The 22,476-nt window shown below is 62.5% G+C and carries 26 protein-coding genes; 16 read left to right on the top strand and 10 right to left on the bottom strand.

From position 1 onward, the window contains the following. The first annotated feature begins 205 nt into the window (after nt 1–205). Nucleotides 206–1,246, top strand: a complete 1,041-nt coding sequence (locus NKH22_RS18505; protein WP_502908578.1) for an aminopeptidase — start codon at nt 206–208, stop codon at nt 1,244–1,246. A 29-nt stretch (nt 1,247–1,275) separates the two neighbouring features. Here NKH22_RS18505 and NKH22_RS18500 read toward each other — a convergent pair whose 3' ends face one another. After that, a complete protein-coding gene (locus tag NKH22_RS18500) occupies nt 1,276–2,481 on the bottom strand; it encodes an ROK family transcriptional regulator (RefSeq protein WP_023707591.1) in 1,206 nt (401 codons plus the stop codon). Nucleotides 2,482–2,626: 145 nt separating this feature from the next. Here NKH22_RS18500 and NKH22_RS18495 point away from each other — a divergent pair, with 145 nt between their 5' ends. The 7 genes from NKH22_RS18495 (at nt 2,627) to NKH22_RS18465 (ending at nt 9,636) form a co-directional block, all read left to right on the top strand. Continuing rightward, a complete protein-coding gene (locus tag NKH22_RS18495; protein WP_352910407.1) occupies nt 2,627–3,892 on the top strand; it encodes an ABC transporter substrate-binding protein in 1,266 nt (421 codons plus the stop codon). Between the two features lie 93 nt (nt 3,893–3,985). Next, the gene (locus NKH22_RS18490) at nt 3,986–4,921 is read left to right on the top strand and encodes a carbohydrate ABC transporter permease (RefSeq protein ID WP_352910404.1); all 936 of its coding nucleotides are present in this window, start codon (nt 3,986–3,988) and stop codon (nt 4,919–4,921) included. After that, on the top strand, nt 4,914–5,819 hold the full coding sequence (locus NKH22_RS18485; RefSeq protein ID WP_023671100.1) for a carbohydrate ABC transporter permease: 906 nt from the start codon (nt 4,914–4,916) through the stop codon (nt 5,817–5,819). The genes NKH22_RS18490 and NKH22_RS18485 overlap by 8 nt, the downstream gene beginning before the upstream one ends. 82 nt (nt 5,820–5,901) lie before the next feature. Further along, complete coding sequence (locus NKH22_RS18480) at nt 5,902–7,008, top strand: ABC transporter ATP-binding protein (RefSeq protein WP_023691879.1); 1,107 nt, start codon at nt 5,902–5,904, stop codon at nt 7,006–7,008. 29 nt (nt 7,009–7,037) lie between these two features. After that, complete coding sequence (locus NKH22_RS18475) at nt 7,038–7,805, top strand: SDR family NAD(P)-dependent oxidoreductase (protein WP_023691880.1); 768 nt, start codon at nt 7,038–7,040, stop codon at nt 7,803–7,805. After that, nucleotides 7,802–8,827, top strand: coding sequence for a sugar phosphate isomerase/epimerase family protein (locus NKH22_RS18470; protein ID WP_023691881.1), 1,026 nt, complete (start codon nt 7,802–7,804; stop codon nt 8,825–8,827). The genes NKH22_RS18475 and NKH22_RS18470 overlap by 4 nt, the downstream gene beginning before the upstream one ends. Then, entirely contained in the window at nt 8,824–9,636 is an 813-nt protein-coding gene (locus NKH22_RS18465) for an SDR family NAD(P)-dependent oxidoreductase (RefSeq protein WP_023691882.1), read from the top strand. Before NKH22_RS18470 ends, NKH22_RS18465 begins: the two co-directional genes overlap by 4 nt. Nucleotides 9,637–10,044: 408 nt before the next feature. Here NKH22_RS18465 and NKH22_RS18460 read toward each other — a convergent pair whose 3' ends face one another. From NKH22_RS18460 to NKH22_RS18435, 6 genes are all read right to left on the bottom strand, one after another. After that, nucleotides 10,045–10,479, bottom strand: a complete 435-nt coding sequence (locus NKH22_RS18460) for a hypothetical protein (protein ID WP_023671095.1) — start codon at nt 10,477–10,479, stop codon at nt 10,045–10,047. A 424-nt stretch (nt 10,480–10,903) separates the two neighbouring features. After that, the gene (locus NKH22_RS18455) at nt 10,904–11,089 is read right to left on the bottom strand and encodes a hypothetical protein (RefSeq protein WP_023691883.1); all 186 of its coding nucleotides are present in this window, start codon (nt 11,087–11,089) and stop codon (nt 10,904–10,906) included. A gap of 85 nt (nt 11,090–11,174) precedes the next feature. Beyond that, entirely contained in the window at nt 11,175–11,723 is a 549-nt protein-coding gene (locus tag NKH22_RS18450; protein WP_023691884.1) for a dihydrofolate reductase family protein, read from the bottom strand. A 185-nt stretch (nt 11,724–11,908) separates the two neighbouring features. After that, entirely contained in the window at nt 11,909–12,178 is a 270-nt protein-coding gene (locus NKH22_RS18445; protein WP_081725353.1) for a PilZ domain-containing protein, read from the bottom strand. 59 nt (nt 12,179–12,237) lie between these two features. Further along, nucleotides 12,238–12,447 carry a hypothetical protein gene (locus NKH22_RS18440; RefSeq protein ID WP_023671091.1) on the bottom strand — a complete coding sequence of 70 codons (210 nt, stop codon included), beginning with the start codon at nt 12,445–12,447 and terminating at the stop codon, nt 12,238–12,240. A gap of 201 nt (nt 12,448–12,648) precedes the next feature. Continuing rightward, the gene (locus NKH22_RS18435) at nt 12,649–13,011 is read right to left on the bottom strand and encodes a hypothetical protein (RefSeq protein ID WP_023691886.1); all 363 of its coding nucleotides are present in this window, start codon (nt 13,009–13,011) and stop codon (nt 12,649–12,651) included. On the opposite strand from NKH22_RS18435, the gene NKH22_RS18430 reads away from it, so the two are divergent. The 4 genes from NKH22_RS18430 to NKH22_RS18415 all read left to right on the top strand — a co-directional run bounded on the left by NKH22_RS18430 (nt 13,010) and on the right by NKH22_RS18415 (nt 15,785). Then, nucleotides 13,010–13,330, top strand: a complete 321-nt coding sequence (locus NKH22_RS18430; RefSeq protein ID WP_155921522.1) for a hypothetical protein — start codon at nt 13,010–13,012, stop codon at nt 13,328–13,330. The genes NKH22_RS18435 and NKH22_RS18430 overlap by 2 nt on opposite strands. 261 nt (nt 13,331–13,591) lie before the next feature. Beyond that, a complete protein-coding gene (locus NKH22_RS18425) occupies nt 13,592–14,344 on the top strand; it encodes a DUF4142 domain-containing protein (RefSeq protein ID WP_352910398.1) in 753 nt (250 codons plus the stop codon). A gap of 32 nt (nt 14,345–14,376) precedes the next feature. Beyond that, nucleotides 14,377–14,982 carry a general stress protein gene (locus NKH22_RS18420; protein WP_023671087.1) on the top strand — a complete coding sequence of 202 codons (606 nt, stop codon included), beginning with the start codon at nt 14,377–14,379 and terminating at the stop codon, nt 14,980–14,982. A gap of 182 nt (nt 14,983–15,164) precedes the next feature. Further along, on the top strand, nt 15,165–15,785 hold the full coding sequence (locus NKH22_RS18415) for a hypothetical protein (protein WP_352910395.1): 621 nt from the start codon (nt 15,165–15,167) through the stop codon (nt 15,783–15,785). Between the two features lie 47 nt (nt 15,786–15,832). Here NKH22_RS18415 and NKH22_RS18410 read toward each other — a convergent pair whose 3' ends face one another. The 3 genes from NKH22_RS18410 to NKH22_RS18400 form a co-directional block, all read right to left on the bottom strand. Next, nucleotides 15,833–16,981 carry an extracellular catalytic domain type 1 short-chain-length polyhydroxyalkanoate depolymerase gene (locus NKH22_RS18410; RefSeq protein WP_352910392.1) on the bottom strand — a complete coding sequence of 383 codons (1,149 nt, stop codon included), beginning with the start codon at nt 16,979–16,981 and terminating at the stop codon, nt 15,833–15,835. Between the two features lie 209 nt (nt 16,982–17,190). After that, complete coding sequence (locus tag NKH22_RS18405) at nt 17,191–18,177, bottom strand: aldo/keto reductase (protein WP_023733546.1); 987 nt, start codon at nt 18,175–18,177, stop codon at nt 17,191–17,193. 226 nt (nt 18,178–18,403) lie between these two features. Then, on the bottom strand, nt 18,404–19,144 hold the full coding sequence (locus NKH22_RS18400) for a FadR/GntR family transcriptional regulator (protein WP_023737587.1): 741 nt from the start codon (nt 19,142–19,144) through the stop codon (nt 18,404–18,406). A 125-nt stretch (nt 19,145–19,269) separates the two neighbouring features. On the opposite strand from NKH22_RS18400, the gene NKH22_RS18395 reads away from it, so the two are divergent. The 4 genes from NKH22_RS18395 (at nt 19,270) to NKH22_RS18380 (ending at nt 22,437) form a co-directional block, all read left to right on the top strand. Beyond that, nucleotides 19,270–20,196 carry an NAD(P)-dependent oxidoreductase gene (locus tag NKH22_RS18395; protein WP_352910461.1) on the top strand — a complete coding sequence of 309 codons (927 nt, stop codon included), beginning with the start codon at nt 19,270–19,272 and terminating at the stop codon, nt 20,194–20,196. A 104-nt stretch (nt 20,197–20,300) separates the two neighbouring features. Next, nucleotides 20,301–20,597, top strand: a complete 297-nt coding sequence (locus NKH22_RS18390) for a hypothetical protein (protein WP_352910389.1) — start codon at nt 20,301–20,303, stop codon at nt 20,595–20,597. A 119-nt stretch (nt 20,598–20,716) separates the two neighbouring features. Beyond that, the gene (locus NKH22_RS18385) at nt 20,717–21,358 is read left to right on the top strand and encodes a hypothetical protein (RefSeq protein ID WP_352910386.1); all 642 of its coding nucleotides are present in this window, start codon (nt 20,717–20,719) and stop codon (nt 21,356–21,358) included. A 5-nt stretch (nt 21,359–21,363) separates the two neighbouring features. Further along, the gene (locus tag NKH22_RS18380; RefSeq protein ID WP_352910384.1) at nt 21,364–22,437 is read left to right on the top strand and encodes a helix-turn-helix domain-containing protein; all 1,074 of its coding nucleotides are present in this window, start codon (nt 21,364–21,366) and stop codon (nt 22,435–22,437) included. The last annotated feature ends 39 nt before the right edge of the window (nt 22,438–22,476 follow it).

Raw genomic sequence — 22,476 nt, 5'->3', positions numbered from 1 at the left:
ACGGTCCGTATCTCGCCCGCTCCGCCCTGCGGTGGGCTTTCGTCAATCCTAGGCGAATGGCCGCCTTGCCCTGCCCAGGTCGGTGTCACCCCCCTGCCCCTGCAGCTCTTGACGGAAACCGGTGCCTCCTGTTTGAGGGTGACCAGGACGTTTGCTGCATAGGGAGATGGGCAAGGGTGGGCAAACAGTGAAGCGCGTTCTTCGGATGCTTGCCGCGGCGATCATCGCGTCCGGGGCGACCGGCTGCACGAGCATTTCCTACTACGCACAGTCGTTGCAGGGTCACGCGCAGATCATGGCCGCCCGCAAAAATATTGGAAAACTCATCCGTGATCCTTCGACGCCTGAGGCATTGCGCGCGAAATTGGCGTCGGCCAGCGCGATAAGACGGTTTGCGACGGATGAACTGGCATTGCCCGAGAACAGCAGCTACCGCAGCTATGTCGACATCCATCGCGACGCCGTGACCTGGGCCGTTTTTGCCGCGCCGCAATTCTCGCTGGCGCCACGAACATGGTGCTTTCCGGTTTTCGGCTGCGTTCCATACCGGGGTTATTTCTCCCGGAAATCCGCGGCTGAAAGCGCTGTCGAGCTTCAAAGACAAGGCCTCGACGTCTATGTCTCGGGCGTCACCGCCTATTCCACGCTTGGCTGGTCGAGTGACCCGCTGCTGAGCACCATGCTGCGTCAGGACGACACCTATCTCGCAAGCCTTGTTTTTCATGAACTGGCGCATCAGCGGCTTTATGTGGATGGCGATTCCGCATTCAACGAGGCATTCGCCGTTGCCGTCGAAACCAGCGGCGTCAGGAAATGGCTGCGCGCCGCCGGCGACGGGGCCGGATTGCGCCGATACGAAGCCGACCGCAAACGCAGCGCCGATTTTCTCGGACTGGTGGCGAGGACGCGCGACGAGTTAAGGCAGGTCTATGGTAGTCCCCGTACCCCGGAGCAGATGGCGACTGCCAAGGCAGCCGCGATCGAGAGGATGCGGGCGCGCTATCGGCGGATGCGCGACAGGCACTGGGCGGGATACCGGGGATACGACGCCTGGTTCGCTGCCCCGATCAACAACGCCAAGCTCGCCGCAACTTCTGTCTACGGTGAACAGGTTCCGGCCTTTCTTCGCTTGTTCGACCTGTGTTCCGGCGACTATCCGAGGTTTTACGCTTCTGTCCGGCGGATCGCGGATTTGCCCAAATCGTCCCGCGCCGAAGCGCTCAAGGCTGCGGGCACATGCAATTGACTTGAACAAGCACAGGCAGGTCCTGACGATCACCCCAGCGACAGTTCCTTCGTCTGGTGTCTCAAAACGAGGCCGACCGCGCCCAGCAAGGCATCGTTCTCGGTGTGCTTGCCAACGATGATGCGCGTGCGCAGGGCGGGAGCGATATCGCGGGACTTGATCAGCGTATGGCGTTCATAGGACGCGATCAGCGGCGTCAACAGAATGTCCCCTGCCAAAGCCATGTGGCCGCCGATGATGATAAGCGGCGGATTGAGCACCGAGCCGATCAGGCCGAGACCCCGGCCGGCGATCTCGGCGGTATCCTCGATCATCCGCAACGCCCTGACGTCGCCCTGCTCGGCCATGGCGATGACATCGTCCATGGTGACTTGCCGCCCAACGACACGCGAAATCTGTTCCAGCGGCCGGGTAAAACTCGCGTAGAGCTCCAGGCATCCGCGATTGCCGCAGCGGCAAAGGTCGCCGCCGGGATCGATGCTGATGTGCCCGAATTCGCCGGCGCCGCCGGCGACGCCCGTCACCAGCCGGCCATGCTGGACAATGGCGCCGCCGACACCCAGATCGATCTTGAACAGCACGAAATCGTCCTGGCCGACGGCCGCACCCCACATCAGCTCGGCAATGGCCGCGCAGTTGCTCTCATTGTCGGCGAAGATCGGCTGTTCCAGGACGGGTCCGAACACATCTCGTATGTTGACGCCGGCCCATGTTGGAACCATGCTTGCGCGCAGCACCACTCCATCGCGGCTGACAGGGCCGGAGACGGAGACACCAACCCCCAGGAGCCCCGCCATCGGCAGACCATTTTCCCTGTAGGATTGGGCAATCGCCGATTTGACCGCCTGGGCCGCCTGTTGCGGCTGGTAGTCCAGCGCCATTGGAATATTTTGTTCGGCAATGACGGAATGCGAGACATCGGCGACGATGAGCCGTATCTGCTGAAGAGCCAGGTGAATGCCGACGCAGGTGCCCGCTGTCGGATTGAGCGTCACCGCCGCGGCTGGCCTGCCGATGCCTCTGATGCCGTCGCGGCTGGTCGGGGCTTCGATCACCATTCCAGACCTTTTCAAGCCGTTAAGCGCGGTTGACACCGTCGAGCGCGCCAGACCGGTGGCGCGTGCGATCTGCAACGCGGAGAGTGCGCCGCGCTCGCTCAGGCAGCGCACGATCATGCTCTCCGGCGACGCGGAGGGTCTGTCGATCAGCCAGGTTCTAAGCGAAGGTTTTGTCATGGCTCAACATAAACATCGTTGACTGATAGCTCCAATATGTCATCTTGGAAAGAACTCGAGATTGACGCATCTCGCCGGCGGCGGCTTCAAACCGCGGCCATAAGCGGTCGAGACGAACCGTGCAACACGATATGGGAGTGAAACGATGAAGTCCGTCATGACCGCGCTTGCGGCCGCTGCTGCGTGCACATTTTTCGCCGGGGCAGCCTTCGCCGAACCCAAGACGAACCTTTTGCACCAGTGGGCGACCGGATCGGACGCCCAGGCGATCGCCAAGCTCGGCGAGATGTTCACCGCCAAGGGCGGCAAATGGGAACAGACCTCGATCGCCGGCCACACCGCCAATACGCTGGCCAAGCTGCGCGCCGACGTGATCGCCGGCAATGCCCCGCCTGCCGTGCAGCTCAAGGGCCCTGAGATCGCCGAATGGAACGAGACCGGCATGACCGCCGATCTCGACGAGTTGGCGGCCTCGGAAGGGTGGGAGAAAGTGGTGGCGCCGGAATTGCTTCCGGTGATGAAGCCGACCGGCAAATGGGTCGCCGCGCCCATGAACATCCACCGCATCAACTGGCTCTGGGCCTCGCCCAAGGTCATGCAGGCGGCCGGCGTGGCGGAAATGCCGAAGACCTGGGCCGAGTTCAATGCGGCCTGCGACAAGATCGTCGCCACAGGCAAGATCTGCATCTCGCATTCGACCGCCGACTGGACGGATTCGACGGTGTTCGAGGTCGTGCTCTACGGCCAGGACATCGATCTCTACCGCAAGGCCTTCGTCGAAGGCGATGTCGAGTCCATGCGCAGCCCGGGGATGGTCAAGGCCTTCACGCAGATGCGCCTGATGACGAGCAGGTACATGGATCCGGGCATGGTCGGCCGCGACTGGGATTCGATGTCGGCGCTCGTCGGCAAGGGCGACGCGGCGTTCCACATCATGGGCGACTGGACGATCGGCCTTTTGACCGCCGCCGGCTTCAAGGAAGGCACCGACTATGCCTGCGCCCAGGCGCCGACCGATTGGGGCAAACCCGGCTTCATCCTCAACTCGGACTCGGTCGTGTTCTTCAAGCAGAAGGACCAGGATTACATCGACGGCCAGAAGCTGCTGGCCAGCCTGATCCTGTCGCCCGACTTCCAGACGGTCTTCAACCAGGCCAAGGGCTCGATCCCCGCACGCCTGGATATCGATCTGTCGAAGGGCTTCAATCCGTGCCAGCAGCTCTCGCAGAAGGATCTGCAGGCTTCGATCAAGGAGGGCACGCTGGTCCGCTCGATGGCGCACAATATGACCATCCCGCAGAAGATGCGCGGCGCGATCATGGACTCCATTACCGAGTTCGTGGCGACGCCGGACATGTCGCCGGAGGATGGCGCCAACGCGATGGCCGACGCGGCGGAAGCACAGAAATAGATGGCAATGGCCGGGCGCCATCCGCACCCGGCCATCCGCCATCCCGGTCCCGCGCTCCGCCAGTCCTGTGCTCTGCCAATCTCCGTGCTCTGAATGTCAAATCACGACCTGATCCTGTCGGTACCGGCGCCCGCCCGCCCCTGGCGCGAGCGGCTGGGCTCCGCGATGCCCTTGCTGGTGCTCGGCCCCTCTCTCGTGGCGAGCTTCGTCTACATCTTCGTGTTCACCGGCTGGACGCTCTATATCTCGCTGTCCAACTCCTCGCTGCTGCCGACCTACGGCTTCGTCGGCCTGGACAACTACGCGTCGCTGTGGGCGAACCGGCGCTGGAACATCGCCTACAACAACCTGTTTTTCTTCAGCGCTTTCTACATCGTCGGCTCGATGGCGGTGGGACTGCTGCTGGCGATCCTGATCGACCAGCGCGTGCGCGGCGAAGCGGCCTGGCGCACGATCTTCCTCTATCCGCTGGCCGTCTCCTTCATCGTCACCGGCACGGTCTGGAGCTGGCTCTACAATCCGACCGACGGCATCCAGGCCATGGTGCGCGGTTTCGGCTGGACGAGCTTCAGTTTCGCACTGGCCAGCGACCGGCACTATACGATCTACGCGGTGATCATCACCGGCGTCTGGCAGGCCTCGGGCTTTGCCATGGCGCTGTTCCTGGCCGGCCTGCGCTCGGTAGATTCCGACCTCGTCAAGGCCGCGCAGATCGACGGCGCATCGACGTTCCGCATCTATCGCAAGGTGCTTCTGCCAACCATTGCGCCTATCTTCCTGGCGGTCGCCGTCATCCAGATCCAGTTCGCCATCAAGACCTTCGACCTCGTGGCGGCCCTCACCAAAGGCGGCCCGGGGATCTCGACCACCTTCCCCGCCATCTACGTCTATGACCTGATGTTCCAACGCGGCCAGATCGGCGAAGGTGCGGCCGCCGCCATCATGATGCTTGCCGCTGTTGCCGTGGTGCTGGTGCCCTATTCATTCTGGGTGGTCTGGCGCCGGCGCAAGGAAGCCGGCCATGGCTGACGTCTCCCTGGACCAGTCGCTCGACCGTCGCGCTGCCGCAGTCGCGTCGCGCCGGCATTTTCTCACCCGCTTCGCCATCTATGGGCTGCTGGTCGTCTTCGCGGCGATCTACCTGGTCCCGTTGCTGGTGGTGGTGCTGAATTCATTCCGCGACCAGCAGGAGATCGCGCGCAACGGGTTGATCTCGCTGCCGCGCAGCTTCCGCCTCGATGCCTGGGGCCAGGCCTGGAGCACCTATTGCATCGGCGGCACCTGCGAGGGCATGCAGCGCAACTTCTACAACTCCCTGAAGATGACGATCCCGGCCACGATCATCTCGACGGCGGTCGGCGCGATGAACGGTTACATCCTGTCGAAATGGCGCTTCAGAGGTTCGGAAGCTTTGTTCACCTGCATGCTGCTCGGCGTCTTCATTCCGGGCCAGATTTCGTTGATGCCGTGGGCGTTCATCCTCGGCAATCTCGGCCTCAGCAATTCGGTCTACGGGCTCGTCCTCATCCACGTTATCCAGGGCATTTCGTTCACCACTTTGTTTTGCCGCAACTACTACGTCAGCATCCCCGACGACCTGATCAAGGCGGCGCGCATCGACGGCGCCGGCTTCTGGCGCATCTTCCGCAAGATCATTCTGCCGCTCTCCTCGCCGATCCTGATCGTCACGGTGATCTGGCAGTTCACCGGCATCTGGAACGAATATCTGTTCGGCGTCGTCTTCACCTCCGGGCAGCAACAGCCGATCACGGCAGCGCTCGTCGCGCTGACGGCAAGCGGCACCAATGTGCGCGCCTACGATGTCATGAGCGCCGCCGTGCTGATCGGCGCGCTGCCGCCGCTGCTGATCTATCTCTTCGGCGGCAAGTATTTCGTTCGTGGCCTGACCCAAGGGGCGATCAAGTGAGGCGCCGTCAAGTGAGGCGCGATCCAGTGAGCGGAGCCTGTCTCCTGTCGCCGATCGTCCCGTCCGCCAAGAAGGGCATCGCATGTCGACATTGACCATCCGATCGCTGCGCAAGAACTTCGGCGCGGTCGAAGTGCTGAAGGGCATCGATCTCGAAGCGCGGAACGGCGAGTTCATCGCGCTGGTCGGACCGTCCGGCTGCGGCAAGTCCACTCTGCTGGCGATGATCGCCGGGCTCGAATCTGTTACCTCCGGCGAGATCCGCATCGACGGAAGGCTGGTCAATTCGGTGCCGCCGAAGGACCGCGACATCGCCATGGTGTTCCAGTCCTACGCGCTCTACCCGACGATGACGGTGCGCGAGAACATCACCTTCGGCATGGAAAGCCGCCGCGTCCCGAAGCCGCAGCAGGACGAGGCCGTCAAGCGGGTTGCCGCTTTCCTTCAGATCGAACCGCTGCTTGGCCGCAAGCCCGGACAGCTCTCGGGCGGCCAGCGCCAGCGCGTCGCCATGGGCCGGGCGCTGGTTCGCGATCCCAAACTGTTCCTGTTCGACGAGCCGCTCTCCAATCTCGATGCCAAGCTGCGCGTCGACATGCGCACCGAAATCAAGAAGCTGCATCACCGCGTCGGCAAGACCACGGTTTACGTGACCCACGACCAGGTCGAGGCGATGACGCTGGCGTCGCGCATCGCCGTGATGCACCAGGGCGAGGTCCAGCAATTCGACGATCCCGCCACGATCTACAACCGTCCGGCCAACATGTTCGTCGCCGGCTTCATGGGCTCGCCGGCGATGAATTTTTTGGCCGCGGAACTGAGCCAGGAAGGCGGTCACGCCACTGTTGTGTTGCAGGCCGCCGATGGCAAGACGGCCAGCCTGCCGATCGTCCAGGCGCTCCCATCCGATACGCCGCGACAAATCATTCTCGGCATCCGGCCGGAGCACATCTACCGCTTCGATCCGGATCTTGCGCGCCGCAAGCCGGGTATCGCGCAAATCGATGCCGTGGTCGAACTGGTCGAGCCGACAGGTGCGGAGACCATGGCCGTCCTGCGCCTGGGCGGCAAGGAGATCACCGGCCGTTTCGACCCCGACGGCACGCCGCTTATGGGCGAGACGGTGACGCTCGGCATCGACATGGCGCGGGCGTGCCTGTTCGACCCGACGACCCAACGCCTGATCTGACTGAAGCTTGATCTGAAAAGAGTTCCGCCTTGTCCTTCGCCACCTATCCGAGCCTGTCCGAGCGTGTCGTGCTGATCACCGGCGGCGCGTCGGGCATCGGCGCCGACACGGTCCGCGCCTTCTGCGCCAATGGCGCGCGCGTCGCGTTTCTCGATCTGCAGCAGGAGGCCGGCGAGCAGCTTGCCCGCGACCTCGCCGGCACGGCAGCGCATCCGCCCCTGTTCCTGCGCTGCGACGTGACCGATATCCCTGCCCTGCAGGCCGCGATCGGCACGGTGCGCGACCGCCTGGGGCCTGTCTCGGTGCTGGTCAACAACGCCGCCGATGACAATCGCCAGCCGGTCGCCGACGTGACCCAGGCGACATGGGACCATGCCCAGGATGTGAACCTCAGGCACCACTTCTTTGCCGCTCAGGCCGTGCATCCGCACATGAAGGAAGTGGGCTTTGGTTCGATCGTCAATTTTTCCTCGATCTCCTGGCGTTTCGGCGCGTCAGAGATGGCGCCCTATGCGGCGGCCAAGGCTGCGGTGGTCGGGCTGACCTTCGCGCTGGCGCGGGCGTTTGGCCCCGACAACATCCGCGTCAACGCCATCGAGCCGGGCGCCGTCATCACCGACCGGCAGCGGGAGCTTTGGTACAAGACCCAAGGTTCGGTCGACCAGGTCGTGCAGCGCCAGGTGATCCGCAAGGTTCTGCTCGGCGAGGAGATCGCGCGCACGGTGCTGTTCCTCGCCGCCGACGACAGCCGCATGATCACCAAGCAGTCGATCACCGTGGATGCCGGCCTGAGATGACCACACCTGACTCAAAGGATCGCTTCATGCTCGAGGTCGGCCTGAACCCCTACGGCCTGACCTATCATCTCGGCCTCCAGGGCCGCGGCACGCCACGCGCCAATCCTAGACCTGCGGGGCTCGAAGGTTTCATCGCGCTCGCGACCGAACTCGGCGCGCGCGTGCTGGAGATCTGGGTGCCATGGCTGACCGAGCTTTCCGACGACGCGGTGATCGCGCTGCGCGAACGGCTCGCCGGCCTTCGCATCGCGCCGGTCGTCAGCGGCGGCCTGCTGGTGGGCGAACCGCTCGACGATGCCTTTCGGGCCGCGCGCCTGCTCAAGGCCAAAATCATCCGCACGGCGCTGACGCCCATTCTCTGCGGCGACCGCAACGCCGCCGGCGAAAAATGGAGCGAGTACGCCGGCATTATTCGGGGGCGATTGGTGGAGTGGGGTCCCCGCGCGAATGCCGAAGGGTATGTCCTTGCGATCGAAAACCACCAGGACTTTACCAGCCGGGAACTCGTCGATTTCTGCGCCCTCGGTGGTGACAGTGTGGGCGTCACCTTCGACACCGGCAACACGTTCCCGGTCGGCGAAGCGCCGCTCGATTTCACGCGCGCGATCGCCCCCCATGTCCGCCATGTCCACCTCAAGGATTACCGCGTGCAGTTCACGACCGAAGGTTACCGGCTGATCCGCTGCGCCATCGGTGACGGTGCTGTGCCGTTCGCCGAGCTGTTTGCAATTCTTGCCCAGCACCATGATCGCCTGACCGCCGTCCTCGAACCGGGCGCATTGGAGGCGCGGCATGTCCGCTATCTCAGCAACGACTGGTGGCGCGGCTATCCCCCGAAGACGGCACGCGAATTTGCCGCCTGCCTGGCGGCCGCGCAGCGCAACCGGCTGCCCGACGATGCCGACTACCGCACGCCTTGGGAGCGCGAGGACGACGTCTCACTGGTTTCCTATGAGCTCGACATGATCCGGCGCAGCGCCGCCAACATGCGCAAATTTGGTTTGATGGAGAAAATCCGATGACGGCACGTGAACTCGATGGATTGACCGCCTTCGTAACCGGCTCCGGCCGAGGCCTCGGCCGCGTGATGGCCGAGCGCCTGGCCGAACTCGGCGCCAATGTCGCGATCCACGACATGAACGAGGAAGCGCCGGCCAAATATGGCGAGTTCGCCAATCTGAGCGAAGTGGTCGAGCGCCTGAAGCGGCACGGCACGGAGGTGACGTCGGTGACCGGCAACATTGGCGACCAGAAGGCGGTGGCCGCGATGAAGCGCAAGATCGAGGCCGATCTCGGTGACGTGCATGTGCTGGTCAATTGCGCCGGCGGCGACATCGGCGCCAAGGGCGGCAAGCCGAACCCGAACAACGCCCTCGACATCGAACTGGACGACATCCGCGTGCTCACCGAGAACAATCTGATCGGCACGATGCTGGTCTGCCAGGCCTTCGTGCCGCCGATGAAGCAGCGCGGCGGCGGCTCCGTCATCAACATCGCGTCGGCGGCGGCACATCTCGGCTGCTCGCCCGAGGTCGTTTACTCCACCTTGAAGGCCGCGGTCGTGCATTACACGCGCTGTCTCGCCAAGGAACTGATCGACGACGGCGTGCGCATCAATGCGGTCAGCCCCGGCGCCACCAAGACGGCACGCTTCCAGGCGACCCGCACGGTCGATCCGGAGCGCATGGATTCGAGCAAGAAGTCGCTGAACCGCTATGCCGAGCCGGAGGAGATCGCCGAGGCGGTGGCCTTTCTAGCCGGCCCCCGCGCACGATTTATCAATGGGCAGGTGCTCCGCGTCGATGGCGGGTTTACGATCTTTCCGGGGTGATGGGGGAGGCCTCGAATTTCAATTTCGGGGCCGAAAGCGGAAGGTCCGTTTTCGGGATTCCTGGGTTAAATTGCCCCCTCACGCCTCGATCTTTTCGCAGCGTCAAAACGGCTGTGGAGGGATTGGCAGGCTATACCGCTGACGAAGCGCACATGTGACGCACCGAGGATAAGTAACCCCGCTTGGTCACGAGGGCGCTGCCGACCGGTTGGTCGAAACTGGCGCTGGCACTCGCTATTCACGAAATTGCCGATCACCCTGACGAGGTCCACTAAGCAATGGTGAACGTCATTTCTGAAGTCGCAAGCAACTCGGCCGCCCTACTCCATTGAGGTCAGCCATGCCTTCGCGGAGCCGACGCAATCTCTGCTGGAGCCTGCATGCTTCTTCAGGCGCGAGCGCTGTGTCTCAGTGCGGCATGAATCCTTTTCTCAGCCAAGCCAATATCTTGCTCCCATTGAGGACCCTGCGGACACGCCCGGCGGCCCAGCCAGCCTGCATGGTGGCGCCGGTGTGGCAACTGCAGACGATCTCATGCAACTGCCAATCGGAGAGTTCGAAGAAGCGTCTGGCTTCCCCGTAGGTATCCGATTGCATGCCCGACGCACGCAGCAGTGGATCGTCAAAGGCGACACTGATCGCCGATCCGACCGCGCGCGCTTCTCCGCGGACAGAGGGATGCAGATGCTCAGTCCCGGTGAGAGCCACAAGGGAGCGCGTCGGATTTCGATAGAGCAGTTCCGCCCACCGCTCTATCCGTTGCGTCCTTGTAGCCAGCAGAGCCGGCGATAGTGGACTGATGTCCGCGACTGACTGGAGTTGATCGAGTGTCTGGTGCTTCATGACTGCCTCCTGTTGGTCGTTCCAATCCCTAGGCCTTTGCTGCAGGATTGGCTCACACGCTAAGCCGCCTCGTAAAGGAGCGGCGGCCGATCAGGTGTTGCCACCAATCGCCCACAGGCACCACGCGGCGGCATCTGCAGCGACACCAACTGCATTCCTTCGCCAATGTTCCAGCGGGATGAAAAAAACTGTGCGGCCGGCCGACCCGACGGACCCGGCTGGCGCACGCAGGATCCTGAACTGCTGGACGATGATGACGCAGGCCTGGAAAGGCGGCTAGGTTGGACCTTGCTTTTCAGGCTTGACCATGATGTTTCACTACCCGCTCGGTCATCGCGGGAAGGCCAGGAGCAGAGCCGCTGGCGGCAACGATGAGTTGCGGACGAGGTCGGGCGGTGGAGGACGACGCCCTTGGGCCGCCAGGTCACTGAAGGACCAACCGAAGCGGCGCTTCGGGCGTAAAAGCGATGTCCTTGTAGGTCTGCAATGTCTGCTTATGGAGGAACGGCGGCAAGGCCTGTTTGACCGCATGGGGCGCATTGCTGACCGGCAGATTTTCGGCCGACAGCAGACCCTCTGCTGCTTGGGTACCCAGCACGCAAGCTGACATGTGAGACCTCGGTGCGAAGGCCGGGACCAGGCCCACTGCGAACGTACGTGTTGGTTCGCATGTTGGCGCTGAAGCGCCTCATCGTTCAGCCTCGCGGCACATAGATCATATGAACCGTATCGTCATCGATCAATGTGCTCGACACCAGTTGCAGCGGAGGCCTTGCCTCGTGGAAGAAAGGCTTGCCCTTGCCGAGCACGAACGGCCTCACGTGCAGGTGATATTCCTCAATCAGGCCCAGCCCGGTCATAAGACCGGCCAGTTCCGGACCGGAAACGCTCAGGATACCCTCCGTGCGGGCCGCGATCTCGCGAATCTGCGTTTCAATATCGCCGGAGATGAGGGTGGCGTTCGGGCCGACCCGTGAAAGTGTGCGCGAAACGACCCATTTGGGCAGCTCGCGCCAGAGTGTCGCGAACTGGCGAAGCGAAGCATCCCATTCCGCGTGATCATCGTCCCAATAGCGCATGACCTCGTACATCCGGCGGCCATACACAGCGCCGGCATGGTTGCGAATCGTCTCGATCCAGTACTCGAAGTGCTTCTGGCTTGGTGCGCCCATGACCAGATTTCCGGCAAGGTCATCGACATAGCCATCGATGGAAACGTTCATTCCCAAGATAAGTTTGCCCAAAAGCAGCGCCTTCGCATAGTGGGTCCACGGACCAACCGCTTGTAATGCAAGCGGTCAGAGGCTATCGCAACTGATTGCAAATCGCAAGCAGCATGGAAGGAAGCGTTCGTGCCGCAAACGAGCCCTGCCTTGTCCCATCAACCCTGCACTTGAACAGCTGGGTGATCCGTCCCGGCTACCGCCATCTACGCCTGCCGTCCCGAATCGAGTTGCACCCCAAGTCGCTCGTTCCGTCTCCACCGCACCACGGCGCGATAGCTGGTATGATCGACCGGCACGTGAAGCACGAAACGGTCGGGGATTGCGATATCGGCCTTCACCCGCAGCTCCGCACCGTGGGCGTGCTGGTTACAAACCAGACAATTGATACTGGCGTCGCCAACGCGGATTGTCGCTTCCTTCAGAACAAGATCACGGATATGCGACCGTCGCTCTATCGGTGGGTCAGTCGGCATTGCCTTATCCCTCTGATTTGACGACCTGAAACTCTTCTGAACCCGGAATGGAAAGCGCACTACCGGCCCAGCGGTTGCCTCGAAAGACTGACGAGCTCGGCTTCGTCGACCACGCCGGCCATATAGTTCGCGATAATCCGGGATGCGATGGCGTCGCGTGCTTCGGGCGACTGACCGTCGCGCTTAAGCTGCTCGAATACACGGCCCAACAGCTCGAGTTCGGATGGCTGCAAAACGCCGGCCTCGGTGGCTTTGCGTCGAATGGGCATTTGTGATCCTCCACTACGGTCAACAACATACGACCGCGGCAGGGAAACTCAACTCACCTGTCGAGGGCGCCGCGCGGGCGGCGCCGACCACAAATCCCGTTTACCCGAGCGGGGAGTTTTTGACTCAAAGCCACAGTGATCTGGCGTCCATACAAAGCCCGCCAGCAAAGCCGGCGGGCGCAATAGTCATAAGATACGCCGCTAGAACCAGCTTCGGTCGCGTTCCTGGCTTTGCCCGAGCAGCATGCCGATCAACAACCCGGCAATGCCGCCAAGCACGAAAGCGCTGCTGATGGTGCCGGGATTTTGCTGGACGGCTTCGGACACCGTCTGCGCCTGCGATCTCAGCTGCTGCGTTGCCCGTGCCGCGCGCTCGGTCGCGCTGCCGTACCAGCCGCCGGCTTCGCCGACGGCATCTTCTGCGCGCTCGGCAAGCGTCCGGTTGATCTTGCTGATCTCGCGCTTCAGCGATGCGACCTGCTTCTCCAGGGCCTCCTGGGCATCTCGGGCGGAAATCTTCGGGGTGTCCTTCGGGGTGTCCTTCGGGGTGTCGTTCTCGGCCATGGCTGTTCCTTTCGTTGAGGCAGGGGGAACGGCCAACGGACAAGGATGGTTCCGCTGCCTGCGCTCACAGTCATTCGCCGGGCCGGCCGCCAACTTTGGGAACACTCTCCCGATCCAACGGTTGTGGCTGATGGAGGGCACGCATTTGTCGAATCGATCGAGCCATGCTGAAACGCTGCGGACGGTCTCCGACCTGCTCCACCGGGCCCGCCGTGTCATTCGCGACGGCGGCCATGCGGCGGCGATGTTCGAAATAGACACGCTGCTGCAGGTCGCACAAACAGAGGTTGCGCGCCGCCTCGAACGCAACGATCGCTGAACCTCGATAGGCCACCGCGGGCGGTGTTCATTTGCCGGCGGCGAAGGCCTCGTTTCCCTTTGCGATGGACTTGCAAGGCGCCCATCGAGCGGGTCGCCGTCCGCGCCACGCGTCGACATCGCAAAGGCGCAAAAGCCGAGGATGAGGGGCCATCATCGCGGCATCGACCCTCCCGGTTATAACGCTTGGGCGGCGGAACAAAGCTTGGCCGCACTGGTTAGGCTCACAGCACGATGTGTGCCCCAACGAGGATCTCTGTCCATGAAAACACGTGTTCTTCTAGCTTCGCTGGCCACCGCCACAGCCATGGTCTTTGCCCTGCCCGCCTTCGCCGCCGACAGTGCTCAGGACTTTGTCGACAAGGCTGCCATCGGCGGCCTGTTCGAGGTGGACTCCAGCAAGATCGCAGAAGGCAAGGCCCAGGATCAAAGCGTCAAGGATTTCGCCAAGAAGATGATCGACGATCACGGCGCCGCCAACGCCAAGCTTGCGACCATCGCCGGCGAACAGAAGCTGAAAGTGCCGACGGAGCTGGACGCCAAGCACAAGGCCGATCTGGAGGCTCTGCAGAATGCCAACGATGCCGTCGACAAGCCCTATGTCCAGATGCAGCGCGATGCGCATTCGGAGGCGGTCACGCTGTTCGAGAGCTATGCCAAGGACGGCGACAACGCGCAGTTGAAGACCTTCGCCTCCGAGACCTTGCCGACGCTCAAAATGCATCAGGAAATGGTCGAGAAGATCGCTTCCGCCGACAATGCATCGTCGACCACCAGCTCCACCACCCCGGCCGTGAGCACGACCGACACCACCAATCCGGCCGCCCCGGTCCCGGGTGCCAACAGCTTCACCGAGGATCAGGCGAAGAGCCGCATTCAGGATGCCGGCTTCTCCGGCGTGTCCAAGCTGACCAAAGACGAGCAGGGCATCTGGCGCGGTCAGGCCACCAAGGATGGCAAGACCACGACCGTGGCGCTCGATTATCAGGGCAACGTCGTTGCCGGCGCCAACTGAACCCTCTGAACCAGAACGAGGAGATCAAGACCATGAAAACCGTAACCGGACTTTTCGACAACTACGATGATGCCTCCGATGCCGTCGGCGAGCTGGAGGCAATCGGAGTGCCGCAGGCCGACATCAGCATCGTCGCCAACAATTCGGATGACTGGTACGACGACGGCGACACTTCCAACGCCGCCGAGGATGCAGCCGGCGGCGCCGGTCTTGGAGCCGTCATTGGCGGCGCCGGCGGGCTTCTGACAGGGCTCGGCATCATGGCCATTCCGGGCGTCGGTCCTGTCGTGGCCGCAGGATGGCTGGCCGCCACCGCGGTCGGCGCCGTTGGCGGCGCGGTCGTCGGTGGCGCTGCCGGCGGCATCGTCGGGGCGCTGACCGAGTCAGGCGTCCCCGAAAGGGATGCGCATGTCTATGCCGAGGGCGTTCGCCGCGGTGGCACGATGGTGACCGCCAGGGTCAGTGACGAACTCGCCGATGAGGCCGAGCGTATTCTTGGCGAGTCCAACTCGGTCGATCTGCAAGACCGCCGACGCGCCTATGAAGCCGGTGGCTGGACCGGCTTCGATGCCAATGCCGACCCCTACACCGACATCGAGGCCGAACGCGACAAAACGCGCAACGCCAGCCCACTCTGATCATCGAGCCCCGCCGCCGTACAGCGGCGGGGCCAAGGGTGCTGTCGGTGCGCTGCAAGCGGCGTTCAGATTCGGCCATAAGGGGCGGGTTCTCATCGGACCTGCCCCTTTTCGCTGTTACCTTGGCTTGACCGGCTCTTGCCGTGTTAGCATCGAGCCAACGAAACCAGCCCAAGGAAAGCATGAGCCCGTCCCCGCAACTGATTGCCGAATGGCCGCTGTCGCCGTCAGCGACACTCGGGTCCGCCGTGCGCTCCAAGGGGATCGAACGTGAAGTCAGAGCCCGGCTGCCATGGGCAGTCAGGAAGCACGTCAAGGCCGAGACGGGCCGCATCGCATTGCGAATGTCGAGATCCGAAGCGGAAGCGTTCAAGGCCGCCTCTGCCAGTATCTCCAAAACACTGGAGGGAGTGGAAACGCTGCCTGTGCTTCCACGCGAGGTCGAGGATATTCTTACGATCTCTTCGCGCGAGCGCCACAAATGGCTCAAGGACGGTCGGCTGCAAAGCACCGGCACACGTACCGTCAAGATGCGTGGGCGATCAAAGTCTGTCACCTTCCACGTTTTCGACGCGCACCACATCGAAGACGTCCTGGACCGCGATCTGGCAACCGTGTGGAGAGAGCAGGATGTCCAGGCGGTCGCCGAGAACAGGCGGCGCGGCGCGGGCAAGGCCGCGCTGACGCGCGCGGGAAAGGGCACCGGCCAAGCGCGCACTGCGAGGAACGCCCGGGACACGGAGGGCCCGCCGCCCGGACTGAAGGGCTGGGATGCGTTCGAGGACGAAGGCCTGCTGCGATAATGATGCTGGTGCTTGCCCTTGTCCTTCGTGCGGGGCGAGCCTCCGCCTCAGCGCATCAATCCCGCTGCCCGCAGCGCGTCCTCGATGACCTTGGTAATCCCGCCCGCCGGACCGCCTGGCGGATTGACAGGCTCCGGGGCCGGATCGACACGGACAGCTCGCGGTTTTTCCTTCGGCGAGAAAGGCTGCAATGCAGTGCCTGAAGCGGCCTCGGCTTTCGCCGTGCGTCGTACCTCTGGCTTCGTCAGCCCCCAGAAACGGGCGATGTGGCGCGTCGAGGAAATCCCGACATCCAGCATGAACGGCCCTGCTTTGCCGAGAGCATTGTCGCCGCTCGCCTGCAATGGTGTGCCATGGCCCATGCCGGCAATGCTGTATGCCTCGACCACGTCGCGGCCTTTGCCATCGGACCAGACTTTTCGGCTCTGACCGTCGACCTTTTCCTTGCGTGTCGGGGCTTGAGCGAGGCCGTGCACGCCATGCCATTGCGCCAGCACCGCGTCGGCATTGGAAGGCACCACGGTCGTGTCGGCCGAGCCCTGCCAGATCGAAATCCTCGGCCACGGCCCCTTGTGCGGCGAAGCCTCCCGCAACAGACGCTGCAGGTCGGTTCTGGACGGGCCGCCATGGCCACGCATGCGGTCGAAGGCTTCGGGGATGGTCGAGGCGCTGCCATAGGCAAGCCCGGCAATGATCGCGCCGCCGGCAAACACGTCCGGGTAGGTCGCCAGCATCACCGCCGCCATGGCGCCGCCGGCGGAAAGACCGGTGACGAAGATCCGCTTGCGGTCGAGACCGTGGGTGACCACCGCCGCCTCGATCATCTGGCGGATGGACAGCGCCTCGCCGCTGTCGCGGCTTACATCGCCCGGCACGAACCAGTTGAAGCAAAGATTGGCGTTGTTGGCGCGCTGCTGCTCGGGGAGAAGCACGGCAAAACCCTGCTCGTCGGCAAGTTCGGTCCAGCCGGAACCATGATCGTAAGCGGCTGCATTCTGGGTACAGCCATGCAGCACCACGACCAGCGCTGCCTCCTTCGGCAGGTTTTCAGGGAGATAAAACCGCGCGCGCAAGGCGCCGGGATTGGACCCGAACCCTGTCATCTCGGACAGGTGATCGTCCTTGCTCTGTCCTGCACCGGCTGGCCGGCCGCGCATCGCGCTCAGCCGGGCGATCGTATCGGATATGTCTCGCAAATCGGTATCCTTGCGCGCCGGAATGGGCAGACTCGTGCACACAACGCACACGCAGCAATATCGTTGCTGCACTGCACAATAACAAGCGGCGCGGCCGATTAAATGACCCGGTGGATCATAGAATCCGCTGCACGGCTTGTGACGGACGAACGCAATTTGGCCCGGCTGACCTCTGGTCAGTCAGCCGGTCGAGGCCGGCAGGCGCCGGGTTACCAGCGCTGATGCACGTAGGGCTTGATGTTCTCGTCGTAGACCGCCTTCACCTTGGCCATCGACTCGGAGGACAACGGCGCAAGCTCCGCCGCTTCCGCATTGGAAACCGCCTGCGCCGGATTGCGGGCGCCGGGAATGACAACCGTCACAGCGTCGAACATCAGGATCCAGCGCAGAGCGAATTTCGCCATGGTGGTGTCGCCTGACACCAGCGGCCGCACCTTCTCGACCGCCGCTAGGCCGACCTCATAGGGCACGCCCGAAAACGTCTCGCCGACATCGAAGGCTTCGCCTTTCCTGTTGAACAGGCGATGGTCGGTGGTCTCGAACTTGGTGTCCGCCCTGAACTTGCCGGACAACAGGCCGCTGGCCAGCGGCACGCGGGCGATGACGGCGACATCGTTCTTTTTCGCCTGGTCGAAGAACAGCTCGGCCGGGCGCTGGCGGAAGGCGTTGAAGATGATCTGCACGCTGACGACGCCGGGATATTGCATCGCCTTCAGCGCCTCTTCGACACGCTCGACGCTGACGCCGTAATTGCGGATCTTGCCCTGCTCGGTGAGCTTGTCGAGACGCTCGAACACCTCCGGATGATAGTAGAGATCGGTCGGCGGGCAATGCAGCTGCACCAGGTCGAGCGTGTCGGTCTCGAGGTATTTCAGGCTGCGGTCGATCCAGCCGGTGAGGTTCTCGACGCTGTAGCCCTCGACCGTCTGCTTCGGCAGCCGCCGTCCGGCCTTGGTGGCGATGAACGGGCGCGCGCCACCGCGTTCCTTCATCACCCGTGCGATCAGCTTTTCCGAACGGCCGTCGCCATAGACGTCGGCGGTGTCGAGGAAGCTGACGCCGGCATCGAGCGCGGCATGCAGGGCGGCGACCGCATCGTCGTCATTGACCTCGCCCCAGGCGGCGCCGATCGCCCAGGCGCCGAAGCCGATCTCGCTGACTGATCTGCCGGTACGGCCAAATTTCCGTGACTGCATTTTGCTTCCTGACTTGCGGCTTTGATGACGGTTCTGATTTCGGGAGCCTCATACCGCATGGCAACGCGATTGACATCCCTCTTCCTGGGATTTACCAGACTACAGGGTTGTATGACAACCCGGCAAGATTGCAACAATTTGGAGCCGGGAGGAACATGTCGCTGATGCGCCAACTTTATCTCGGCGGGGTCGCCGGATGAGCAGTCGGTCAACCGTGGTTGGCTCCCTAATCGTGAACAGCCTTGTCGCGCAGATCCTCGAAGCGGGCATAGCTTTTGGTCAGATGGCTGCGCATGGCGCGGCGCGCGGCGTTGACGTCCCTGGCTTCGATGGCCCCGAGAATGGCGCGATGCTCGCGCTGCATGCGGTCGAGATATTTTTCCCGCTCATCCTCGGTCATGCGGTCGAGCCGCGTCCAATGGCGCGGTACCATGGCGCTGCCGAACGTGTCGAACAACCGGGTGAAATTCGGGTTCTGCGTCGCCGCCAGAATGGCGCGGTGGAAACCAAAATCCTCTTCCGAGCCGGAGCCGCCGGCGCGCACCGCCGCGTCCAGCGCGTCGAGCCGCGCGCTCATCTGTTGAAGCGCCGCCTCGCTGCGCCGTTGGGCCGCAAGGCCGGTCGCTTCCACCTCGATGCCCATGCGCAGTTCGAGCACGCGCAGCACCTCGTCGATCGATTCGAGATCGTCGGGCAGCACGGAAAACGTCTTCGGCGGCGGATCCTTGGCGACGAAGGCGCCGAGCCCCTGGCGCGTGGTGATCAGCCCGCGCGCACGCAGCGCCGCCAGCGCCTCGCGCACCACGGTGCGGCTGACGCCTGTGGCAGCAACAATCTCCTGCTCGGTCGGCAGCCGCTGCCCCGGCGCAAGGTCACCGGATTCGATCTGCGCAATCAGCGTGTTGACCAGACCCGTCCGCAGGTTGGGCGCCTGCGGTATGGCGTCGAAAGTCATGGGCTCCGCCATCAGCGCGACTCCGGTTCGATTCTTGTTCAAAGGATTGCATCGACAGGTGCTCGCCGCAAGGTGACGAAAGGTGAGCCCGCCGGTGTGGGTCCAAGGAGAATTACATGAAAAAACCCGAGGATTGCATGAAAGAACGCATCGGCTTCATCGGCCTGGGCAGTATGGGCGCCGGCATGGCCGACAATCTGCTGCGCAAGGGCTGGCCGCTGACGGTGCATGTCCACCGCAGCCGCACGGCCGCCGACCGGCTGATCGCCGCCGGCGCCACCGAAGCGCCAAGCCCGCGCGCGCTCGCCACCGCGAGCGACATCGTCATCCTGTGCGTCACCGGTTCGCGCGAGGTCGAAGCGCTGGTCAAGGGCGCAGACGGGCTTGCTGCGGCCAAGACGCCGCTGCTGATCATCGACTGCTCGACCTCCAATCCGTCATCGACGACAGCGCTTGCCGCCGACGTCGCGGAGCAGGGGATGACGCTGATGGACGCGCCGCTGGCGCGCACGCCCAAGGAAGCCACCGAGGGCAAGCTCGACGTCATGGTCGGCGGTGCGGCCGAGGTCGTCGCCCGAGCGCGGCCGGTGCTCGAAGCCTTCGCCGCGCGTGTCGTCCACACCGGCCCGACCGGCAGCGGCCACACCATGAAGCTGCTCAACAATTTCGTCTCGATGGGTTATTCCGCGATCTATTCCGAAGCGCTGAGCTTGGGTGCCAAGGCCGGGCTGACGCCCCAGGTCTTCAACAGCGTCATTTCCGGCAGCCGCATGGATTGCGGCTTCTACCAGGCCTTCATCGACTTCGTCCTCAACCGCAACGAAAACGCCCAACGCTTCGCCATCGCCAACGCGCTGAAGGACATGACCTACCTCGCCTCCTTCGCCCAGGCCGCCGGCATCGCCAACCCGATCGGCGCCGCGGTGCGGAATGGATTTGCGATGGCCGTCACGACGGGTCATGGCGAGAAGTTCGTGCCGGCGCTGTCGGATATTGTTGCGGGGTTGAACGGGGTGTCGTTGGTGGAGGCGGCCGGGGGGGGTGTGACCGGGACGGACGGATAAGGCGTAGGGCGGCGGTATCATGGCGCAAAACGCCACGACGCCTCACCGTCGCATAGTGGCCCCGCTTCCTATACGCTTAGCGGGAAGCATCGGGGCAACGCGAGATGGAACCTTTGGAAAAAAGATTCGCTACCAGCGCTGAATTCATGCGCTGGGCAAAACTTGCCGTGAAGTTGCCGCGCTACGATCGCGTACCAGTGGGCAACCAGGTTTGGACGTATGGCGACGGTCATCAGGTCGAGACAAAATTGGGCAAGAGGGGAGGGACGCTGAATGCGAACCTAAGGTTTTTGCTCAAGACGGGAATTGGCGATCTGGAACATTCGAGTGATGCTCGGCTTGTCAGCGACATCGACTCTCGAGGTGGCGCGGTGCTCAGGGTGAGCTGGGGCGACGAATAGCGACGCCAACCGGACCTAATGCCAGAAGCGCCCCACCACGTGGTCGGCCAGTTTGAGCTTGACCATGTTAATTTTCTCTGCCACAAATGAGGCCGAAGAAATTAACATGAGGTTCGGACATGACCGCTACCCGGATTGTTTCTCAGGACTATGAAGTTGGTGCGCGCCTCGCCGATTGGGATTTGACCGCAAAGGAAATGATCGAAGTTGTTCGCCACGCTGTGGCGGCCAAGGCTAGCTACGTGTTGAACTTTCCACTGAACGCCGCGGGCCAGCTCTCATACATTCACGGCACTGGCGCCTTGCGGGACATTCTACGCCTTAAAGGCTGGGAAATTGATCGCACCGGAAATATCGAGGCGACCTACAACCCAAAGACCGGGATGAAGATCGTCTTCCAAAATTCGGATTCGGCCTGCGAAGACGACCGCGATCCGAAAGCTATTTCTGACAAAGGCCCTGCCGCCGCGAGGGCTGTCGATCTTGGGCAGATGAGTTTGTTTCCGGAGTTCGAAATAGAAGCGCAGCAACAGAAGGCGCGCGAGAACGCTTCGCTTTGGTATCTCTGCGTTTACATAAACGGCGACGACGTGCGGGCAGAACTCTCATTTCCGCAGAGCATCGAAGAAAAACAGTTCAAAAACTTCAATGAGCGCATCTATATCATCAGGCCAGGCGAATGGGCGAGCATTATGCCCAAACAGGATGATGACGAGACGCCGTCTCGGGATTTCGAAATCAACGTTACGCGCAAAAAATAGCCCCGATGTTCAACGGACAGAGACTAAGCCTCGCCAGGAAACGGCGCAGGCTCACCAGCAGAGGATTCGCTCAGCTTATCGGCATGTCGCCGGTCACCGTGACGCGCCTCGAAAAAGAGAACAACGAGCCCGAGTCAGAAACTGTCGACATCATTGCACGCACTCTTGGGTTTCCGCGCGAGTTCTTTTTCGGCGACGACATTGACGAGGTCAGCAAGGACGCCGCCAGCTTCCGCAGCCTAACCACGATGACGGCCAAAGAACGGGATGCAGCACTTGCATCCGGCTCGGTCGCTTATCTTATTTCCGACTACATCTCTGAAAGATTTAACCTGCCAGAACCAAATCTGGTCGACCTTTCACACGAGCGGGATCCGGCCACAGCTGCGCGAACAATCCGGGAGGTATGGAGCTTAGGCGAGCAACCCATCAGTAGCATGATCAAGCTCATGGAATCGAAAGGTGTGCGCGTATTCTCTCTTGCCGAAAATACCAAGAATGTAGACGCCTTCTCATGTTGGCGAGATGATGTCCCTTACATCTTTCTGAATACGTTCAAGTCTGCCGACCGAAGCCGTCTAGATGCCGCGCATGAACTGGCGCACCTAGTTCTGCATCGACATGGCGGACCACGGCAGGGGCGAGAGGCCGAGGTCGAAGCCAACAGTTTCGCATCTACCTTCTTGATGCCAACCGCTGATATCAAATCGCGTATCCCATTTGTTAGTAGATTGGACGATTTGGTCGCGGCAAAGAGGCGTTGGGGCGTGTCGACGGCGGCACTAGCTTACCGCCTTCATAAGCTAGGCATATTGAGCGATTGGCAGTATCGAATGTTCTGCATTCAGATGAATGAAAGGGGATATCGGAACAACGAACCGAATGGTGTTCCCCGAGAAGAGTCAGTGGTTTGGAAGACCGTTTTTACCACGCTGTGGAGCGAAAAAATCCCGAAAAGCAAAATTGCCTCCGATCTCAATTTGCCACCTGAAGAGCTCGAAAACCTCGTATTTGGCCTAACTGGCGACCCAGCGCCACCAATCAGGGCAACTGGGCGACCGGAACTTAAAAAGGTTTGATGAACCTCATGGCTAAGACCAAGTTAGCCTGGGCAAGCG

The organism is Mesorhizobium sp. M1252 (genome assembly GCF_040318265.1).
In the GTDB taxonomy this organism is placed as follows: Bacteria; Pseudomonadota; Alphaproteobacteria; order Rhizobiales; family Rhizobiaceae; genus Mesorhizobium.
Note: the sequence above shows the minus strand (reverse complement) of the source record. Positions and strands in the feature narration are given on the sequence as shown.

Excerpts from the sequence above, each read along its gene's own strand:
- NKH22_RS18505 (WP_502908578.1), top strand. The coding sequence starts at position 206 with ATGCTTGCCGCGGCGATCATCGCGTCCGGGGCGACCGGCTGCACGAGC.
- NKH22_RS18500 (WP_023707591.1), bottom strand. The coding sequence starts at position 2,481 with ATGACAAAACCTTCGCTTAGAACCTGGCTGATCGACAGACCCTCCGCG.
- NKH22_RS18495 (WP_352910407.1), top strand. The coding sequence starts at position 2,627 with ATGAAGTCCGTCATGACCGCGCTTGCGGCCGCTGCTGCGTGCACATTT.
- NKH22_RS18490 (WP_352910404.1), top strand. The coding sequence starts at position 3,986 with ATGTCAAATCACGACCTGATCCTGTCGGTACCGGCGCCCGCCCGCCCC.
- NKH22_RS18485 (WP_023671100.1), top strand. The coding sequence starts at position 4,914 with ATGGCTGACGTCTCCCTGGACCAGTCGCTCGACCGTCGCGCTGCCGCA.
- NKH22_RS18480 (WP_023691879.1), top strand. The coding sequence starts at position 5,902 with ATGTCGACATTGACCATCCGATCGCTGCGCAAGAACTTCGGCGCGGTC.
- NKH22_RS18470 (WP_023691881.1), top strand. The coding sequence starts at position 7,802 with ATGACCACACCTGACTCAAAGGATCGCTTCATGCTCGAGGTCGGCCTG.
- NKH22_RS18465 (WP_023691882.1), top strand. The coding sequence starts at position 8,824 with ATGACGGCACGTGAACTCGATGGATTGACCGCCTTCGTAACCGGCTCC.
- NKH22_RS18460 (WP_023671095.1), bottom strand. The coding sequence starts at position 10,479 with ATGAAGCACCAGACACTCGATCAACTCCAGTCAGTCGCGGACATCAGT.
- NKH22_RS18455 (WP_023691883.1), bottom strand. The coding sequence starts at position 11,089 with ATGTCAGCTTGCGTGCTGGGTACCCAAGCAGCAGAGGGTCTGCTGTCG.
- NKH22_RS18445 (WP_081725353.1), bottom strand. The coding sequence starts at position 12,178 with ATGCCGACTGACCCACCGATAGAGCGACGGTCGCATATCCGTGATCTT.
- NKH22_RS18440 (WP_023671091.1), bottom strand. The coding sequence starts at position 12,447 with ATGCCCATTCGACGCAAAGCCACCGAGGCCGGCGTTTTGCAGCCATCC.
- NKH22_RS18430 (WP_155921522.1), top strand. The coding sequence starts at position 13,010 with ATGGCTGTTCCTTTCGTTGAGGCAGGGGGAACGGCCAACGGACAAGGA.
- NKH22_RS18435 (WP_023691886.1), bottom strand. The coding sequence starts at position 13,011 with ATGGCCGAGAACGACACCCCGAAGGACACCCCGAAGGACACCCCGAAG.
- NKH22_RS18425 (WP_352910398.1), top strand. The coding sequence starts at position 13,592 with ATGAAAACACGTGTTCTTCTAGCTTCGCTGGCCACCGCCACAGCCATG.
- NKH22_RS18420 (WP_023671087.1), top strand. The coding sequence starts at position 14,377 with ATGAAAACCGTAACCGGACTTTTCGACAACTACGATGATGCCTCCGAT.
- NKH22_RS18415 (WP_352910395.1), top strand. The coding sequence starts at position 15,165 with ATGAGCCCGTCCCCGCAACTGATTGCCGAATGGCCGCTGTCGCCGTCA.
- NKH22_RS18405 (WP_023733546.1), bottom strand. The coding sequence starts at position 18,177 with ATGCAGTCACGGAAATTTGGCCGTACCGGCAGATCAGTCAGCGAGATC.
- NKH22_RS18400 (WP_023737587.1), bottom strand. The coding sequence starts at position 19,144 with ATGGCGGAGCCCATGACTTTCGACGCCATACCGCAGGCGCCCAACCTG.
- NKH22_RS18395 (WP_352910461.1), top strand. The coding sequence starts at position 19,270 with ATGAAAGAACGCATCGGCTTCATCGGCCTGGGCAGTATGGGCGCCGGC.
- NKH22_RS18390 (WP_352910389.1), top strand. The coding sequence starts at position 20,301 with ATGGAACCTTTGGAAAAAAGATTCGCTACCAGCGCTGAATTCATGCGC.
- NKH22_RS18385 (WP_352910386.1), top strand. The coding sequence starts at position 20,717 with ATGACCGCTACCCGGATTGTTTCTCAGGACTATGAAGTTGGTGCGCGC.
- NKH22_RS18380 (WP_352910384.1), top strand. The coding sequence starts at position 21,364 with ATGTTCAACGGACAGAGACTAAGCCTCGCCAGGAAACGGCGCAGGCTC.